We start from the raw sequence: 17,339 nt of genomic DNA, 5'->3' as shown, positions 1-17,339 counted from the left end.
AGTTTGTTTGTACCAACTTAATCTACTCTTTCTCATATGACTATCCTAGATTATTTTATTTATCTAGGACAGCCCCAATATTTATTTCAAGTAATGTTTCTAATAATGAATGTAAGCAGCTTTAAACCCGTAAAGACTTCTCACCACCTATTAATTCCTGTCTATAGCTATGCGGAAATACTATCAAGATTAGTATGGCTTAAGCGCCCACAAAACCTGCTTTTATAATCATGACAAGCTGCTATAGTAAGCAGAATTAGCAATAAATACTGAATCATTTATTCGGATCACTTTTCATTCATTATCGATCAATGTTAATCAGCCATTTAAAATAAGGAAATCAAAGATGTCACAATCTCTAGTCGAGTATCACAGCGAAAACCATATTGCCACCATCACTCTAAATGACCCAAAAAGTCTGAATGCCTTTAGCACACCATTAAAGACCAGTGTACTAGAAGCGCTTGAGCAGGCTGAAGCTGATGATAAAGTTAGAGTAATTGTCTTACAAGGTGCAGGCGGCAATTTCTCAAGCGGTGGTGACATTAAAGAGATGCTATCTGAAGGCATAGACAAAGAAGTGATTTCAAATAAACTAAAAGGCATGGTGGAAGGCGCTGGAGAAGTCAGCTTAAAGTTACGTAAAATTCATAAGCCAATTATTGCTAAATTAGAAGGCGCGGTTGCAGGCGCAGGCATGAACTTAGCCTTAACTTGTGATTTTCGTATCACCGCAGATAACGCGAAATTCGTGCAAGCGTTTGTACATATCGGCCTCGTACCTGATGCTGGCGGTGTGTATTTATTAAATCAGTTAATTGGCCCTGCTAAAACCACTGAGCTTGTAATGCTTGGCAATAAAATCAGTGCACAAGACATGGCTGACTTAAACTTGGTCAACCAAGTCGTGTCATCTGAAGAGCTTGATGCCGCAGTGTTAAAGCTTGCCTCTCGTCTGAGCGCTCTGCCAGCTAAAGCCTTGTCTAGTATGAAACATATGCTCAATACTCATGCTTACTCAGGCTTGAATGAGGCACTCGATATGGAAGTGCAACAACAAGCAATGCTGGCGAAAACTGATGATTTCATTGAAGGGGTTACAGCGTTCATTGAAAAGCGCAAACCAGTTTATCAAGGTAAGTAATAAACTAGTCAGACTCGCTTTTGCAATATCATCAAAAAGGCTGCCAAATGGCAGCCTTTTGTCTTGAGTAAAACCCTATATATTATGGTTAACCATATCGTTACTTGTTAAGAGGCGGAGGCTGACTCCTGTTGATATGGTAAAGTAAATATCTTGTCAAAACCTAACGTGAAAACAAAGGTATAAACTAAGAAGAATAGCAATAACGCTGCCTCCATTATAAAGGCTTTTGTCACACCAACATCATACCAAATCATATACAGTGGTAAGCAAATTAAAACCAATCCGCCTTCAAATCCCAAGGCATGGGCACTACGTATCCATAACGTGCGCTTGGTCACCTGCTTACGACTTTCCCACGCCTCAAAGGCCGTATTGTAAATAAAGTTCCAGATCACAGCGGCCAATGACACCATCACAGCAACTGGTAAGGACTCTGCCGCATCGCCACCACTGAGCTTCATCAGTACAAAGGTAGAAGAAATGATTGCGATAATCTCAAAGATAATCACATAGACGATACGACGTTTGAGTGGGGATAAAGTAATCAACCAAAACTCCAGAGCACTTGATTGTAAACAAAAAAGTGCCTATCAAAGTATCGGTCCGTCCCGAGATAGAAAAAATAGATTAAGTGCAGAGCCACGGTTTCCGCCTGCGCCTATATTATACCTAAGATACTGAGAGAAACCAGTCGGTGCTTATAGCAAAAAACCCCGCATCATTACGATACGGGGTTTATTTTTAAAACTTAAAAACGTTTAGCTTAAATTTGAACTAATATTAAGTCAACTGAGCAACGTTAATTTTATCCGCTTCTTCAGTGTACTCTTCCATACGGTCGAAGTTCATGTACTGATACACTTCTTCGCCCATGCTGTTTAGCATGCCAGCATACTGCTGATATTCTTCGTTAGTCGGCAATTTACCAAGTACTGCTGCCACTGCTGCAAGCTCTGCAGAAGCCAGATATACATCAGCGCCTTGACCTAGACGGTTCGGGAAGTTGCGGGTTGAGGTCGATACCGCAGTAGAGTTCGGTGCGATACGTGCTTGGTTACCCATACATAGTGAACAACCTGGCATCTCAGTACGAGCGCCGGCTTGAGCATAAATGTTGTAATAACCTTCTTCCATCAACTGACGCGCATCCATCTTGGTTGGTGGCGCAATCCATAGACGAGTCTTGAGGCTACCTGCTGGTACGTCTTGTAGCAGTTTACCTGCAGCACGGAAATGACCAATGTTAGTCATACATGAACCAATGAATACTTCATCAATGGTATCACCAGCCACGTCAGCCAATGTTTTTGCATCATCTGGATCGTTCGGGCAGCAAAGGATCGGCTCTTTAATCGTGCTCATGTCGATAGTCATATCGATGGCGTATTCTGCATCTTCGTCAGCACGCATGAGGCTTGGATTAGCCAACCACTCTTGCATTTGCTCGATACGACGGCTAATAGTACGCGCATCGCCATAGCCTTCTGAAATCATCCACTTAAGCAGCGTGATGTTTGAATTTAGGTACTCAGTTACTGACTCTTCAGATAGCGTGATGGTACAACCTGCGGCACTACGCTCAGCTGACGCATCAGATAACTCAAACGCTTGCTCAGCGGTTAGGTCTTCTAAGCCTTCAATTTCAAGAATACGACCATTGAATTCGTTGATTTTGCCTTTCTTATCAACGGTCAATAGACCTTCTTTGATCGCTTGATAAGGAATCGCATGGACTAAGTCACGTAGCGTGATACCAGGCTGACGTTCGCCAACGAAGCGGACACGGACAGACTCAGGCATATCAAGTGGCATAACACCAGTCGCTGCTGCGAATGCTACTAGACCAGAACCAGCTGGGAACGAGATACCCATTGGGAAACGAGTATGCGAGTCACCACCAGTACCAACGGTATCTGGAAGTAGCATACGGTTCAACCACGAGTGAATGATGCCATCGCCCGGGCGTAAGCTGACGCCGCCACGGTTCATGATGAAGTCAGGTAGTGTATGCTGAGTCTCAACGTCAACTGGCTTTGGATAAGCAGCAGTGTGACAGAATGACTGCATGACTAAGTCTGCTTGGAAGCCCAAACATGCCAAATCTTTTAGCTCATCACGGGTCATCGGACCAGTGGTATCCTGAGAGCCAACAGTCGTCATTTTAGGCTCACAGTACATACCCGGACGTACGCCTTGCAGGCCACAAGCTTTACCAACCATTTTTTGCGCAAGGGTAAAGCCTTTACCCGTATCAACTGGCTCTTCTGGCTTGGCAAAGATATCTGAATGACCAAGACCCATGTATTCACGAGCACGGTTAGTCAAACCACGACCAACGATTAGTGGAATACGGCCACCAGCACGAACTTCATCAAGCAATGTTGGTGAGTTTAGCTTGAACGTTGACAGTACTTCGTCAGAGTCATGCTTAGTGATTTTGCCTTCATACGGATAGATGTCAAATACATCACCCATGTTTAGGTTATCAACAGCCACTTTTTCGATTGGTAATGCGCCAGAATCTTCCATAGTGTTAAAGAAGATAGGTGCAATATTGTTACCTAATACTAAACCGCCGCCACGTTTGTTTGGCACGTTAGGGATATCATCGCCCATGAGCCACAATACTGAGTTCGTCGCAGACTTACGGCTAGAACCCGTACCAACCACGTCACCAACATAAGCCAGTGGATGGCCTTTTTCTTTTAACGCTTCGATCTGCTTCATTGGACCGACAACGCCCTCTTCGTCAGCAGTGATGCCGTCGCGAGAGTTTTTGTGCATGGCTAATGAATGCAATGGGATATCAGGACGGCTCCACGCATCTTGCGCAGGTGACAAGTCATCAGTGTTGGTTTCGCCAGTCACTTTAAACGTCGTGTAAGTGGTCTTTTCTGGTACGGCAGCACGGTTCAAGAACCATTCAGCGTCAGCCCAAGATTGAACGACTTCTTTAGCGATGTCGTTGCCAGCTTCAGCTTTTTCAGTGACGTCATTGAACGCGTCAAATACGAGCAATGTCTTTTTCAATGCTTCTGCTGCGTCTTGTGCAACATCGGCGTCGTCTAGTGCAGCAACCAATGGCTGAACGTTGTAGCCACCTTGCATAGTGCCTAGGATTTCAACGGCTTTTTGCTTGCTGATAAGTGGTGATGATGCTTCACCCTTAAGGATAGCAGCTAAAAATGCAGCTTTAACGTAAGCAGCTTGGTCAACGCCAGCAGGAATACGGTTTTCTAGCAGGTTCATTAAGAACGCGTCTTCGCCTGCTGGTGGGGTTTTTAATATTTCAACCAACTCTGCTACTTGTTTTTCATTCAGTGGTAGCGGAACCGTTCCTAGCTCAGCACGTTCTTCGACATGTTTACGATAAGCTTCTAACACAATAGTCGTCCTCGTCAGTTGGGGGGTATTAGCACATTACGTGGGTAGTCAGCATGACAGCCTGCGTCTATGTACTAGGTGGAATAATTATCCGTGCAATCATAGCTTAAAACGCTCTAAATGTTAATGGCTCAGCCTTTAAAAGGCTCATAAAGCAGCCATAAAGGGGTCATATTGAACATTTATTATATAAATAGTACCATCAACAATATGATTGACTGCCTTTATAGAACCCGTACTCAGCTTGTAACTCTTGTCAAGCACAGCTCGATTTACGGTTAAACAAATACTGTGCGACGGCGATACTCTTTTGTAAGATATTATTTTATAAAATATCATTTTAATACGATAGCTTAGAAAAATAGCGCTTGAAAAAATAGTTTTTATTAGCAAATACTAAATTGATAAAATAAATATGAAGGATGACGACATGGACGGTAGTGATATGGAAAACCACGACATAGAAAACAAGGATATGGAGCACAACGCTAATTATCAAAACGGTCTCAAGGTTCGTACTGAAGTAATGGGCGAGGCACATGTCAAACGCTCGCTTGATAGCGCAACTGGATTTACCCAGCCATTGCAAGACTGGATCATTGAAAACGCTTGGGGCAGCACTTGGCAAGATGACTCGGTATTACCGCGCAAATATCGCTCATTAATCACCATCGCCTTTTTAATTGCACAAAAGAGCCCAACTGAGCTAAAAGGACACATTCGAGGTGCCATTAATAACGGTGCCAGTGTCGCTGAGATTCGAGAAGTATTGATGCACAGTTTGCCTTACTGCGGTGCACCTGCCACCCAAGAAGCGTTTCGTGCTGCTATAGAAATACTGAATGAGTTGGACATTGACATAGATATTTAAAACTATGGTAATCAGACCAATCGTAGTAGTCTTGATTAGGTCAGTGAGACAATATTCTTTGGAAATTAACTCCTAAATCTCTGCTATAATATCTCAACTCATAAAACATTTTAATAATTCCATAAACCCTTATACTACAAAGGGTTAAGAGATAATTTAATTATGACAACTGCCGTACAAACACATGTGCCTGCTGCTAAGGTCAAACCCAAAAAAGCCATCCAAGGCGAAAAGCTACGTGGCTACGATAAAGTTGCACGTATCCCAATTAAAGTAATCCCGACCGTCGAGGCGAAGAAAAAGCCAGATTGGATTCGGGTTAAGATGTCGTCGCCTGCTGAAGTGGCCCGTATCAAAGCCACCTTGCGTGAGCAAAAGCTCTATACCGTCTGTGAAGAAGCTGCCTGCCCTAACCTGCCGCAGTGCTTCGCTGATGGTACGGCGACCTTTATGATTATGGGTGATATTTGTACCCGTCGCTGCCCGTTCTGCGACGTGGGACATGGTCGTCCAAATGAGCTGGACGCTGATGAACCCCGCCATACGGCTGAGACCATTTTAGGCTTGCAGTTGAAATATGCCGTTATCACCTCTGTTGATCGTGATGATCTAAAAGATGGCGGTGCTGCGCATTTCGTTGAAGTACTCAATGAATCAAGAGCGCTTAGCCCGAACTGCTTAATTGAAATCCTAGTACCTGATTTCCGTGGGCGCATGGAAGTGGCTTTAGATTTGCTGACGGAAACACCGCCAGATGTGTTTAACCACAACATCGAAACCGTGCCACGTCTGTACAAAGCCTTCCGCCCAGGCTCTGACTATCAGCATTCATTAGATTTGCTCAAGATATATAAAGAGCGTCGCCCTGATATCGCCACTAAATGCGGTTTTATGGTAGGTCTTGGTGAAACTGAAGAAGAAATATATGCATTGCTTGATGATTTAAAAGCGCATAACGTGGATATGATTACGGTTGGTCAGTATCTACAACCTAGTAAAAACCACGCGCCAGTTGATCGTTATGTCCATCCAGACGAGTTCCAGCGTTATATGGATTATGGCAAAAAGATTGGCTTCTTTAACATTTGGGCAGGGCCGATGGTACGCTCAAGCTACTTTGCCGATCGTCAATACTACGGCGAAGATTGCCCAGCACCTATTCGTAGTAAAAAGGCATTGGCAGCAGAAGGTAAGCTTGGCTGCTAGTATCTGATTGATTAAGCCAGTTATTTATAGAAAAAGGAGACTCGAAAAGGTCTCCTTTTTTATTGTGCTCTACTCAAAGCGACTACATTAGTACGCTAAGATAGTGCTATATTTTGCATTAATAAATTATGACAACTCTCTTACCCTCTTATTAATGAAGGACTAACTAATGAGCAGCGAATTTACCCCACAAGAAGGCTCTTGCTCCTGTTATAGCAATACTTATACGGTCAACAATAAGCCAATTGGTCGTTTTATCTGCCACTGTACTATTTGCCAAGAATTTACTAGCCAAGCTTATAATGATGTGACGGTTTTAATGAAGTCCGATGTCAGCAATTTAAACCTCATTAGAACCAAATTTCGCCGTTGGAAACTCCCACCAAATATTAGTCGCGGGCTTTGTACTCGCTGCAACAAACCCAGTATAGAAATGGCGTTGGGTGGCAATCTCATATTAGTACCGACAACAAATTACCATGATATAGCTGCATTGCCTGAACCGACTATGCATCTATTTTATAACCGCCGCGTTGAAGATATGGACGATGATTTGCCCAAGTACAATGGCTTTGTACAAAGTCAGGCAATGATCGTTAAAGCGCTTGCTCAGGGTATGTTTAAAAGAGTGAGTAAACGCTAGTGGCTATATATTTAGAATCTGAGTTTACAATTTATGTTTAGAGCTTAAGATCTGTTAAACATTCAAATGTGGTACTGGCAATTCTAATATTTGAATGTTTAACAGACCCTAAAAATCATAACTAAAAACAGTTAGCTGAGAATCTAAAAAGGGTGAATAACAAATAATCGTTATTCACCCTTTTTTGTGACTTTAATACATCTCTAAAACCTTCAAACCTAACGCTTTAAACGGTTAGAGTTGGCGTTGGCTTATCAGCTGTTTTTATATTAAATACAGCCACGATTAATACTATTACTCCGCCGATTAATCCTGTCGTAAGCTCAGGATAGATCAATAGTAACGCGCCAATGGTCAGTATTCCACGAGTTAGTGGATTCATAGCACCTTTAAAATAACCCTCCAGCGCCGCACTTAGCGCGATAACACCTGTGACCGAAGTCAACACGACAGTTACTATGTCAAGAATAGACGGTAGCGGAAAATCTTTCGCCGTGACCGCTAGACCAGTTGGGTCTATCATCAGCATCGTGGGGCTATAAATAAACATAAATGGCACGATGAATCCGGCCAATGCTAACTTTAACGATAAGAAGCCTGTCTTCATCGGATCGCCACCGGATATACCAGCGCCGGCAAAGGCTGCCAGACACACAGGCGGTGTAATATTAGCGAAAATACCAAAATAGAATACGAACATATGCGCTGATAAAATCGGAATATCAAACCCTGCTAAAGCTGGTGCTGCCATCGTTGCCGTAATAATATAAGCTGGAATAGACGGTAGCCCCATGCCCAATACCATCGATGCTAGCATCGTTAAAATAAGGGTTAGGAATAATGACCCTGCTCCTAGCGTCACGATTGATGAGGTCATCACCGTACCAAAGCTGGTCAAACTCACAACCCCGATGATCACACCTACCACCGCACAAGCTGCCATCACGGCTAGCGACTGACGAGCACCATCTTCTAAAGCACCCAAAATGTCAGAAAACCCCATTCTGGTCTCTTTGCGTAGCATACTAATTACGACCGTAAAACCAATGGTATAAGCCGCGGCATAGCCTACGGGTACGTTTCTGATTAATAGAAATATCAAAAATACAATCGGTAATAGCATGTGACCGCGCGCTTTTAACACCTCTTTTACCTGCGGTAGGCTTTCTTTGGCGATACCTTTTAGGTCGCGACGTCCGGCGCGAAAATGCACTTGAGCAATGACGCCCAAATAATAAAGTACCGCCGGTAGTAATGCTGCTAAAGCAATCGTACTATATGGCAACCCTGTGGTCTCCGCCATGATAAAAGCACTGGCACCCATAATAGGAGGCAATATCTGCCCGCCCACAGAAGCGCTCGCCTCTACTGCACCTGCAAAGTCCTTATGATAACCGACCTTTTTCATTAAAGGGATGGTAAACGCTCCGGTGCTGACAACGTTCGATAACGCTGAGCCGTTGATACTGCCCATAAAGCCACTTGAGATGACTGCAACCTTGGCAGGCCCGCCTTTTTTATCACCGGCTAGCGCGAGTGCCAAGTCATTAAACAGCTGTCCCATGCCAGAGCGAGCTAAAAATGCACCAAATAAAATAAACAAAAAGATGAAAGTAACCGACGCCCCAATCGCAACGGAGTACAGACCTTCAGTCTTTAAAAACAATTGACCAAAAATATCACCCATATCATAAGGGCGCGTAAGCAGCCGATCAGGCATAAAGTCTAGATGACTGACAAACGGATAAGCCAAAAATATCGACGCTAATATAGGCAAAATCCAACCAGTGATACGCCGACTGCCTTCAAGGACACAAATTACCGTGATAATAGAAAATATCACATCAACCTGATTGGCCATGCCGCCACGCGAGGTCACAATGTCTTGATACTCGTAGATGAGATAGGCCATTCCAGATAAGGACAGGGCAAACCAAATCCAGTCATACCAAGCCACCTGCTGTCGGCTGCTTTTTTTACTGGCTGGAAAAATCAGAAATATCAAGGCAAATCCAACACCGACATGCACAGAGCGTTGTAGCAGTGCAGGCATGGGATTAAAAGTGATATACAGATGAAACAGAGAATATAAAATGCAAATCCCAGCGATAAAATACTTTACTGGGCCTTGGGTGATGTTACGGGTGATTGACTCTCGGTCATACTTTTCTAATATTGCTCGATTATGAGCTTCCGTCTCAGCTTCAGTGCCAGTATCTGGCTGCTCAGGCAAATGAGCGTCATCGCTGAGCCCAGTCATCACGCTATCGTGATCCGTCACTTGAGAGTTCATGACAAAAGTCCTTTTTCAATCTATCAATTAAATTATACGCCTTAGGCGTAATAGTTACTTCAGAATAATCTGGCGCCCACTCATGAATCAAAAGCCGATAGTCAGCATAATCAAGCTCACCCTTGGTAAGCCTAGATACTACCCAATTAAGGCTGGGCAGTTTTTCATTGATTTGATAACCCAAATAGCCAGGTTTTTGTATGGGTGCAAGCGCTTCAGTAGAAGGGGTGCCAGCGCCAAATGCTTCAAAATAAGTAGTGGTCAGGAGTAGTCCATCGTTTTCACGTTGATATTGCTCCTCCCACCATTGCTTTTCTACAGAATGAATCCAGCGCAACTGAAAGTTAGGCTCAGTGAAATAACAGGTTTTTCCATCGACTTGCACTTCGACAACGGACTGACGTGATAAGCTGGCCCATAGCGCAAAAAAAACTAGCGCAACAACCAGTGCCGCGCTAGTTAATAGCCATAAACGTTTATTTGGCTGCTTGCTCATCATAGTACTTTTTAGCTCCAGGATGAATCGGTGCTACCATGCCAGTATTGGCAGTCTCTAGACTGATATCAGTGGCCGCTTGGTGTGCTGTTCTTAAACCATCTAAGTTTTCAAATAAAGCCTTGGTCAACTTATAACCGTCAGCTTCAGATAAATCCGAACGTACTAATAAGGCATTCATAATCGCTGCAGTTGGAATCGCTGCTTCATTACCATAAGTGCCTGCAGGAATCTCGAAAGTTTTAAAGTAAGGTTTGGTTGCAATGATTTCATTAAGCTTGTCTTGATTGATGGTTATCAGTTGCAAATCTAAGCCTTGCTCTAACTCCATCAATGACGAGTTTGGTAGACCACTACTAAAGAATGCCGCTTCGATTTTACCCGCTTTCATGCCATCTGCTGCTTCAGCAAAGCCTAGATAATCTACTTCAACATCATCATAAGTGATACCGAACCCTTCCAATAACGTCCTAGCATTAACCTCAGTTCCAGAGCCCTGATCACCTACTGCAATACGCTTGCCGCGCAAATCTTCAATATTTTTGATGCCAGATTTTTTGGTGGTGACAACTTGCACCACGTTAGGATATAACACAGCAATCTGTTGAATGTTGGCTACTGGTTGATCGAAGTTGTTTTTACCTTCAACGGCATCAGTGACGACATCACTAAGCGCCAGTACCATATCGACCTTGCCTTGGGTCAGTAGATTGACGTTTTCTACTGAAGCACCTGTCGTTTGTGTCTTTGAGTTAACCCCAAAGGTCTTGGCATAAATCTCTGATAGCGATGTACCAATGATATTATAAGGGCCTGACGCGCCCCCTGTCGCTATGGTGACAAACTTAGTCTCAAGCTTATCATCAGCAGCTGGGGCAGCCGTTTCTGACTCGCCAGTGACCGCTGAATCATCAACGCTCGCCGTTTCATTTTCTGTTTTTGAGCACGCAGTGAATGCCAAACTAGACGCAATCATTGCTATGATTAGAGACGTTTTACTGGTCAATTTCATTGGTTTCTTCCTTGATGGTTAAGACTATCTTCGGTTATAAGTTAATTTAATTTATCAATAGCCTAGTAAGCATACCGCAACTCACTTCAAATACAAATTATATCTAACGACTTTTTCGTGTTATACCTATAAGCCTCTCATTAATAGTGATTTATTTTTGAAAAAATATAACCTATGCTGACGACAATCATAACGACATGGAAGCCAATTAAGATGAGCACAGTAAGAGATAGTCAAATCGCAAATGAAAAGCCTTTAAACAATAGCACCTCCACAACTATTCGCAAATCAGCTGATATCGCTATTATCGGTGGTAGCGGTCTGTATCAAATGCAGGCTTTAACCAATAAGCGCAGCGTTAAAGTTGAGACACCCTATGGAGATCCATCCGATGATATTGTACTCGGTGAACTTGATGGCGTAACGGTTGCATTCTTAACGCGACATGGTCAAGGGCACAGATTGACCCCATCTGAGGTGCCTTATTGTGCCAATATCTATGCATTAAAGACCTTAGGCGTCAGCTATATCGTCTCAGTCTCAGCAGTTGGCTCATTGCAAGAGTCGCTGAAGCCATTAGATATGGTCATTCCTGATCAAATGATTGATATGACTAAGCAGAGAGTAAACTCGTTCTTTGGAGATGGTGCGGTCGCCCATGTGTCAATGGCTGACCCTTTATGCCCTGAAGTAGCAGACATCTTAATGCGAGCTTATGATAAAGCCAATATTACGGATGGACAGTGCCACCCTAAAGCGACCTATGTATGTATCGAAGGGCCGCAGTTTTCTACTCGCGCAGAATCACACTGGTATCGACAGATGCAAGCGGACATCATCGGCATGACCAATATGCCAGAAGCGAAGCTGGCACGTGAAGCACGTATCGCCTATGCCACCTTGGCGCTAGTGACCGATTTTGATAGCTGGCATCCTACCGAGGAAGCCGTCAGTGCCGATTATGCTATAAAAAATCTAATGAAAAATGCAGATAACGCGCAACAAGTGATTAAGCAAGCAATCGCTCTACTTGCCGCCGAACAGCCTAAATCAATCGCTCATACTGCGCTAGCTCAAGCGTTAGTCACCCCTATTGAAGCGATGGATGAACAAACCAAAACTAGACTTGCAGCGTTACTTCCTTAGATGTTGAAATATGCATTCAATAAAAGAGGCCATCAAATCATTTGATGGCCTCTTTCATGTTTAATAGACTATTTTTTAACAAATAGTTTTTTTAAATCATACAAATCTTATTTTTAACAACAGCTGCCTGAATCAACAGACGTCCCAGCATTTGAGCTAGACATTATATTCGCTTGATTACCAAATGGCAGGATGTCACCACAGCCTGCAAAAATACCGTAGTGGCGACTATCATCTCCAATAAAGTCAAAATGCTTAGCAAATCGTGATTCTTTTAGCATGCGAAAAGTATTACCGCAGACGGGGAAGACGCGACCTGTCTCAATCGCATGATGCTTATCTAAATCAAAACAATGCGTTAGCTGGTCAATGGTTCCGTGATAAACGACTGCTTGACCGTGGTCTTCACAAGCATCTTCAAGCGTGGCGATTTTAAACAATCGATAAGTAGCGGAAAAAAACTGAATATCACCAATCTTAGCGGCAAGTAGCGGATCGGTGATTTCAAGCGGACGATCTTCAACCAAACGCGGGTCTAAAAAATCAGCCTGTCGCGCTAGGCGCTCAAAATCCTTCCAGTATAATGCACCGCTTAAACATTCCCCATAAAGGACAGGATCATTGACTAAATGCTGCGGGATACGGCGGTCTGCATAGACGTCAGAGAAGTAAAACTCACCGCCCGGCTTAAGCAAACGCTGCACACTGGCCATCACTGCTGCTTTATCAGGTGATAGGTTAATGACGCAATTTGAGACAATGATATCAAAGCTATTGGAGTCTAGATTTAGCTCATCTAGTTTTTCGATGTAGCCCTTAAGAAACGTCACATTATCGTAGCCAAATTTATCGACATGATAATCTTGATGTTGCTTTGCAATGGCTAATTGTTCGTCCGTCATATCGACACCGACCACATGGCCTGTACGTCCAACCAATTGTGCGAGCGCATACACATCACGGCCTGATCCACATCCCAAATCTAGGATACGGCAACCTTCAAGTAGCGCTGGGCAGACCAATCCACAACCATAGTATCGACTTAAAACTTCATCATGAATATTGGCTAACAAAGGCTTTAACCAACTTGGCATATTGCTAACATCACAGCATGCTGACGTTTTTAAGTCCTCGGTGCTTTGTAGCTGCTTGCCATAATAATCTTGAACGACCTCATGCATAATAACTTCCTTGTTAATAATAAAACAGCTTAAGCAATCTTATAAATGTCATTCTAAAAGTAATAAATATTAGTCACATTTAGAGGACAAGCCAATCAACATCATATTTTTTCAAGCCAGCCTACGGGCAGGTATTTTAAATCTGCAGGCTCATCAATATCATGTAATGGATTTAGTAATATCAGCGACCAATCCAATGCTTTAATACGCTGTCGAGTCACCGCTGCTACGCTGGCAGTACTCCACTCGATATCCGAGAATAAATCAGCATGAGTTTGCTTAAATCCTAAGAGCACATAACCGCCATCCGAGGCTGGAATCATTACGGCATCAGACTGCTCTAGTTGCTGCACTGCACCTTGGATACGTGTTTCGGTCAGACTGGGACAATCAGTACCAATTAATAAAACCTGTTCAAATTTACTTAGAGCTTGCTGGCTGGCAGTTAACATACGTAACCCTAAGTCACCATCTGCTTGCGCTGACCACTGTAATGACTCGGGTAAATTAAGCGTCTGCCAACATGGGTCATTTGGTGCTGGACTAACGCACAGCTCAACGCTAAACCCAGTTGCTACTGCCTGCTCAACACTATGCAATAACAGCTGGCGTGCCATACTGGTAGAGCCTTCGATACCGAGTGCGGGTTGCAGACGAGTTTTTGCCATGTCACGTGCGGGAAACTTGGCAAAGATAATGATGAGCGTGTCTGTTGGCATAGGATACTTTGGCATATAATATTTAAATTTATTTGTAGGGTGCGCCGCGTGCACCGATAGAAAGTTGTTGTTCTAAATTGGTGCGCATGGCACACCCTACGCTTGCTGCTTAATGGTCTTTAAGTTAATAACTAATTTTTATAGTAACGCTGTTTGATATTATCAGCAGATACACCGCACCAATAATCAAAGCGCAACCGCCACATCAGTAATATCGTGCGCCAAGTGCCATACTGTTGCCAGCGCCGTGGTGAAGTTATCACCTTACTATTTAGACAAGCTGGCTTACCGATAGCTTTAAGACGTTTGCAAAGCTCAATATCTTCCATCAACGGCTGGTCAGGGTAACCACCTAGCTGCTCAAAAAGTTCTCGCTCAACAAATATTGCTTGGTCACCTGTAGCAATCCCACTCAATCTCGAACGCCAATTCATCATTTGACTGACTACCTTGAGCATCCACTCAGAACTGTCCAAATGTACATCGAAACGCCCCCACTCTGCTCGCATGACTGCCGATTTAATATCGGTGATAGCGTGGTTCGGCAACTGCGTATCAGCATGCAAAAATAGTAATACGTTACCCGTTGCTAGGTCAGCACCTGCATTCATCTGGGTAGCACGACCAACGGCGGACTCTACTACTTGCCAGTCAGCAACTTGCCCGTTAGTAGCTGACTGATTATTGATAGCCAATTGGCTGGTATCTATCAACCCTATAATCAGTTTCTTGGCAACAGCCACTGAGCTATCCGTTGAACCGCCATCGACTAATATGACTTGATGCGGTAGTGGATTCAGATGGACAATATGACTAATCAATCGCGGCAAATTGTCCGCTTCATTTAATACCGGTATTACGATAGAGATATTAATTGCCACAGCAGTCATGTTTCTTAACGCCCAGTTTATTTTTTATTCAAGCGCCAATCATAATCAGTGTAGCTGATTTTAGTCTTGCCACTTTTTAGATCGGCGGCTTGAGACTTGTTAAGACCCAAAGATGAACTATAACGACCTAAAAAACCCTCTAAGTTATTAGTACCACGCCAATTTGTCGCGAAGTCTTCTTTGTACCATTTAAAAATTGGTGAGACCTCAAGCGTGCTGCCTTTAAGACGATTACGACTACTATCGGCTAAGAATTTACTGGTCACTTGCTCTAGCTGCTTGTCTAATTTGTTGCCTGTGAAAGCATCATCCAACAGGGCTGGGCAGCCAATGCTCGCACAATTAACCGCAAAGTGAATACGCGGGTCGTTATAACGCTTGGAGCCGCGAATCAGATTATGTTCAATATCATCCAGCGAGCGCGTTTTACCCAATAATGGAATAAAATCCTGCTTCCAAGGCGAGCTTAATAATGATCCAATATCTTTAATCGACTTGATGTTTGGATATTTGGTGAGCACCAACTCTACCGTAGCCGCGTTGTAGACATTAATTAAAAAGGCTAATTGCTCATCTTTATTCCAACGATTGAATTCAGATTGACTAACTTTACTAGTGGCACTCAGATAGCTTGACAGCTTACTCTTATCCGCTTGCATACCAGCATAATCCACCACTGACGCCTTACCAGCACTAGTCATGGTCACATGTTTGTCTAGCAACGCATCCCAACTGCTGTGATTAAAGTCAGCATAGGCCACTGCGCTTGATAACAAGATAGTGGTAGCAATAGCCGTCTTGACTATTAAGTTATTGAATAACGACATCGTATTAACTCCGTTGAAATTGATAAGTGTTTACCTATGCTAATTTTATGTACTTTAATTTTGTGGACTATAACAAAGCTAAATAGCTGACTCTTCTAAAATTCCACCGCAGCTGCTGCCTTGTCCTGCCGTACAACCATAACAGTGATCTGCAATGGCAATATCATCACCAGCAGGATTCTGCATTAATAAATCTCGTAGATGCCGACGGGATTTGTTTGGTACCGGAATCTTTAGCTGCTGATTAAAATCGCAATCAAACAACTCTCCTAACCAATTGACACTAATGGTCGAGCGGCACATAACTTCGGTTAAGTTAGCAGCCACATAATTGGCTTTGAGCAGATCCATATAGGGATGGAATTCGTTTTTAGCTAATAGCACCGCACCAAAGCGCTGAATAGGCATATTGGTTAAGGCAAACAGCTGATTAAACTCAATATCGAAGTGCGCTTTCAACTCGTGCTTATAGTCAGCTTCCAGCTGTTGCTGATTGGGTGGTAGCGTTGCACCTTGCGGGTTATAAACAAGATTCAACGTTAAATTAGAGTCAGCTTTATTATCGCTCTTTCCGTAACCCAAGGCATTAAGCTTATGCAATCCTAAAATACTGTCATCAAAAGCCCCTTTACCGCGCTGCTTGTCTACATTTTCTAACGAGTAACAAGGTAGCGAGGCGACGACTTCAACCTCATTATCCGCTAAAAACTGCGCCATATCTTCATAACCTTCTTCCATCAGAATCGTCAAATTACAGCGATCAATCACTTTTACACCCAACGCTCGTGCTGCTTTGACCAAGTGCTTAAAGTCTTCGTGCATCTCAGGCGCGCCACCGGTCAAATCTAGCGTATCGATATTTTGTGCTTGGAGGACTTGTGGAATCAGATCAACTAGCTCACGTGACATCATCTCCGTACGGTACGGACTGGCTGCGACATGACAATGCACACAGGACATGTTGCATAAGTAGCCCATATTAACTTGCAGGACTTTGAGCTTCTGTCTTTTAATATTAGGAAAATCAGTATCTTCGAGTAGTTCAATGGTAGATTTCATAATGGTATAGAATCCAGTTGTTGGCCCTCTTTAGCGTAAGGAAATATAACTAAAACTTTGACTTAAGCAATATTTATCTTATAAGTGTGCTATCAAAATAAAGTTAATCTAATTAATAATACCTTATTTTTCTCTCATATTTTTATTAATATTAACTATTTAACTGGTTATTCCATATCAGCACTAAATTTTATTGGGTGCTACGAGACGTTCATCGGATATATAAAGACGATATAAATAGCCAAATAATATTGACCGCATCTGGCTTTATAGTTAGATTGGTTGCAGCCATAATTTGTTGAATGATGAATTTATCCTAAATAAATGTGATAAAACATTGATTTTGTAGCTTATCGATATAATAAAGTGCTATTAAAGACAGGTTATCTAGAATGATATGATTATAATATGCACCCTAGAGCGCGTTAAATAATCAAAAAGGATAAGACGGTTATAAGCGTAGAC

15 protein-coding genes are annotated in these 17,339 nt (G+C 43.0%); 5 read left to right on the top strand and 10 right to left on the bottom strand.

The window, feature by feature from the left end:
- Positions 1 to 346 precede the first annotated feature (346 nt).
- Positions 347 to 1,144, top strand: coding sequence for an enoyl-CoA hydratase/isomerase family protein (locus AAEY87_RS08355; RefSeq protein WP_350656772.1), 798 nt, complete (start codon positions 347 to 349; stop codon positions 1,142 to 1,144).
- A gap of 107 nt (positions 1,145 to 1,251) precedes the next feature.
- Here the strand turns inward: AAEY87_RS08355 and AAEY87_RS08350 are convergent, their stop codons facing one another.
- Together AAEY87_RS08350 and acnB are read right to left on the bottom strand one after the other, a co-directional pair.
- The gene (locus tag AAEY87_RS08350; protein WP_203226468.1) at positions 1,252 to 1,695 is read right to left on the bottom strand and encodes a PACE efflux transporter; all 444 of its coding nucleotides are present in this window, start codon (positions 1,693 to 1,695) and stop codon (positions 1,252 to 1,254) included.
- Between the two features lie 232 nt (positions 1,696 to 1,927).
- A complete protein-coding gene (gene acnB, locus AAEY87_RS08345; protein WP_068036659.1) occupies positions 1,928 to 4,531 on the bottom strand; it encodes a bifunctional aconitate hydratase 2/2-methylisocitrate dehydratase in 2,604 nt (867 codons plus the stop codon).
- A 445-nt stretch (positions 4,532 to 4,976) separates the two neighbouring features.
- On the opposite strand from acnB, the gene AAEY87_RS08340 reads away from it, so the two are divergent.
- The 3 genes from AAEY87_RS08340 (at position 4,977) to AAEY87_RS08330 (ending at position 7,251) form a co-directional block, all read left to right on the top strand.
- A complete protein-coding gene (locus AAEY87_RS08340) occupies positions 4,977 to 5,402 on the top strand; it encodes a carboxymuconolactone decarboxylase family protein (protein WP_149038801.1) in 426 nt (141 codons plus the stop codon).
- Positions 5,403 to 5,564: 162 nt separating this feature from the next.
- Complete coding sequence (gene lipA, locus AAEY87_RS08335; protein ID WP_350656770.1) at positions 5,565 to 6,608, top strand: lipoyl synthase; 1,044 nt, start codon at positions 5,565 to 5,567, stop codon at positions 6,606 to 6,608.
- Between the two features lie 169 nt (positions 6,609 to 6,777).
- Positions 6,778 to 7,251, top strand: a complete 474-nt coding sequence (locus AAEY87_RS08330) for a GFA family protein (RefSeq protein ID WP_350656768.1) — start codon at positions 6,778 to 6,780, stop codon at positions 7,249 to 7,251.
- A gap of 226 nt (positions 7,252 to 7,477) precedes the next feature.
- Here the strand turns inward: AAEY87_RS08330 and AAEY87_RS08325 are convergent, their stop codons facing one another.
- The 3 genes from AAEY87_RS08325 to AAEY87_RS08315 are packed head-to-tail and all read right to left on the bottom strand — an operon-like array spanning position 7,478 to position 11,052.
- Positions 7,478 to 9,544 (bottom strand): TRAP transporter permease, encoded by a 2,067-nt coding sequence (locus AAEY87_RS08325; protein ID WP_350656766.1) that lies wholly within the window; start codon positions 9,542 to 9,544, stop codon positions 7,478 to 7,480.
- Positions 9,516 to 10,040, bottom strand: coding sequence for a DUF1850 domain-containing protein (locus AAEY87_RS08320; RefSeq protein WP_350656765.1), 525 nt, complete (start codon positions 10,038 to 10,040; stop codon positions 9,516 to 9,518). Before AAEY87_RS08320 ends, AAEY87_RS08325 begins: the two co-directional genes overlap by 29 nt.
- Entirely contained in the window at positions 10,021 to 11,052 is a 1,032-nt protein-coding gene (locus AAEY87_RS08315; protein WP_350656764.1) for a TAXI family TRAP transporter solute-binding subunit, read from the bottom strand. Before AAEY87_RS08315 ends, AAEY87_RS08320 begins: the two co-directional genes overlap by 20 nt.
- Before the next feature lie 213 nt (positions 11,053 to 11,265).
- On the opposite strand from AAEY87_RS08315, the gene mtnP reads away from it, so the two are divergent.
- The gene (gene mtnP / locus AAEY87_RS08310) at positions 11,266 to 12,198 is read left to right on the top strand and encodes an S-methyl-5'-thioadenosine phosphorylase (RefSeq protein WP_350656763.1); all 933 of its coding nucleotides are present in this window, start codon (positions 11,266 to 11,268) and stop codon (positions 12,196 to 12,198) included.
- 113 nt (positions 12,199 to 12,311) lie between these two features.
- On the opposite strand, the gene AAEY87_RS08305 is transcribed toward mtnP, so the two are convergent.
- The 5 genes from AAEY87_RS08305 to arsS all read right to left on the bottom strand — a co-directional run bounded on the left by AAEY87_RS08305 (position 12,312) and on the right by arsS (position 16,874).
- The gene (locus AAEY87_RS08305; RefSeq protein ID WP_350656761.1) at positions 12,312 to 13,379 is read right to left on the bottom strand and encodes a methyltransferase domain-containing protein; all 1,068 of its coding nucleotides are present in this window, start codon (positions 13,377 to 13,379) and stop codon (positions 12,312 to 12,314) included.
- Positions 13,380 to 13,480: 101 nt separating this feature from the next.
- Positions 13,481 to 14,098: a TIGR04282 family arsenosugar biosynthesis glycosyltransferase gene (locus tag AAEY87_RS08300; protein WP_350656760.1), complete on the bottom strand. Its 618-nt coding sequence runs from the start codon at positions 14,096 to 14,098 to the stop codon at positions 13,481 to 13,483.
- Positions 14,099 to 14,229: 131 nt separating this feature from the next.
- On the bottom strand, positions 14,230 to 14,988 hold the full coding sequence (locus tag AAEY87_RS08295) for a TIGR04283 family arsenosugar biosynthesis glycosyltransferase (RefSeq protein WP_350656758.1): 759 nt from the start codon (positions 14,986 to 14,988) through the stop codon (positions 14,230 to 14,232).
- A 17-nt stretch (positions 14,989 to 15,005) separates the two neighbouring features.
- Positions 15,006 to 15,815, bottom strand: a complete 810-nt coding sequence (locus AAEY87_RS08290; protein ID WP_350656757.1) for a DUF547 domain-containing protein — start codon at positions 15,813 to 15,815, stop codon at positions 15,006 to 15,008.
- 78 nt (positions 15,816 to 15,893) lie between these two features.
- Positions 15,894 to 16,874 (bottom strand): arsenosugar biosynthesis radical SAM (seleno)protein ArsS, encoded by a 981-nt coding sequence (arsS, locus tag AAEY87_RS08285; protein WP_068036688.1) that lies wholly within the window; start codon positions 16,872 to 16,874, stop codon positions 15,894 to 15,896.
- Positions 16,875 to 17,339: the final 465 nt, after the last annotated feature.

It is taken from the genome of Psychrobacter sp. S1-30-MNA-CIBAN-0213, from assembly GCF_040309845.1.
Lineage (GTDB): Bacteria > Pseudomonadota > Gammaproteobacteria > Pseudomonadales > Moraxellaceae > Psychrobacter.
This window is presented reverse-complemented; position numbering and strand designations above follow the sequence as displayed.

What these genes read in the sequence shown, in the direction of transcription:
- lipA (WP_350656770.1), top strand. Translation starts at nt 5,565, where the DNA reads ATGACAACTGCCGTACAAACACATGTGCCTGCTGCTAAGGTCAAACCC.
- AAEY87_RS08315 (WP_350656764.1), bottom strand. Translation starts at nt 11,052, where the DNA reads ATGAAATTGACCAGTAAAACGTCTCTAATCATAGCAATGATTGCGTCT.
- arsS (WP_068036688.1), bottom strand. Translation starts at nt 16,874, where the DNA reads ATGAAATCTACCATTGAACTACTCGAAGATACTGATTTTCCTAATATT.
- AAEY87_RS08325 (WP_350656766.1), bottom strand. Translation starts at nt 9,544, where the DNA reads ATGAACTCTCAAGTGACGGATCACGATAGCGTGATGACTGGGCTCAGC.
- AAEY87_RS08340 (WP_149038801.1), top strand. Translation starts at nt 4,977, where the DNA reads ATGGAAAACCACGACATAGAAAACAAGGATATGGAGCACAACGCTAAT.
- AAEY87_RS08330 (WP_350656768.1), top strand. Translation starts at nt 6,778, where the DNA reads ATGAGCAGCGAATTTACCCCACAAGAAGGCTCTTGCTCCTGTTATAGC.
- AAEY87_RS08290 (WP_350656757.1), bottom strand. Translation starts at nt 15,815, where the DNA reads ATGTCGTTATTCAATAACTTAATAGTCAAGACGGCTATTGCTACCACT.
- AAEY87_RS08295 (WP_350656758.1), bottom strand. Translation starts at nt 14,988, where the DNA reads ATGACTGCTGTGGCAATTAATATCTCTATCGTAATACCGGTATTAAAT.
- AAEY87_RS08300 (WP_350656760.1), bottom strand. Translation starts at nt 14,098, where the DNA reads ATGCCAACAGACACGCTCATCATTATCTTTGCCAAGTTTCCCGCACGT.
- AAEY87_RS08355 (WP_350656772.1), top strand. Translation starts at nt 347, where the DNA reads ATGTCACAATCTCTAGTCGAGTATCACAGCGAAAACCATATTGCCACC.
- AAEY87_RS08305 (WP_350656761.1), bottom strand. Translation starts at nt 13,379, where the DNA reads ATGCATGAGGTCGTTCAAGATTATTATGGCAAGCAGCTACAAAGCACC.
- AAEY87_RS08320 (WP_350656765.1), bottom strand. Translation starts at nt 10,040, where the DNA reads ATGAGCAAGCAGCCAAATAAACGTTTATGGCTATTAACTAGCGCGGCA.
- mtnP (WP_350656763.1), top strand. Translation starts at nt 11,266, where the DNA reads ATGAGCACAGTAAGAGATAGTCAAATCGCAAATGAAAAGCCTTTAAAC.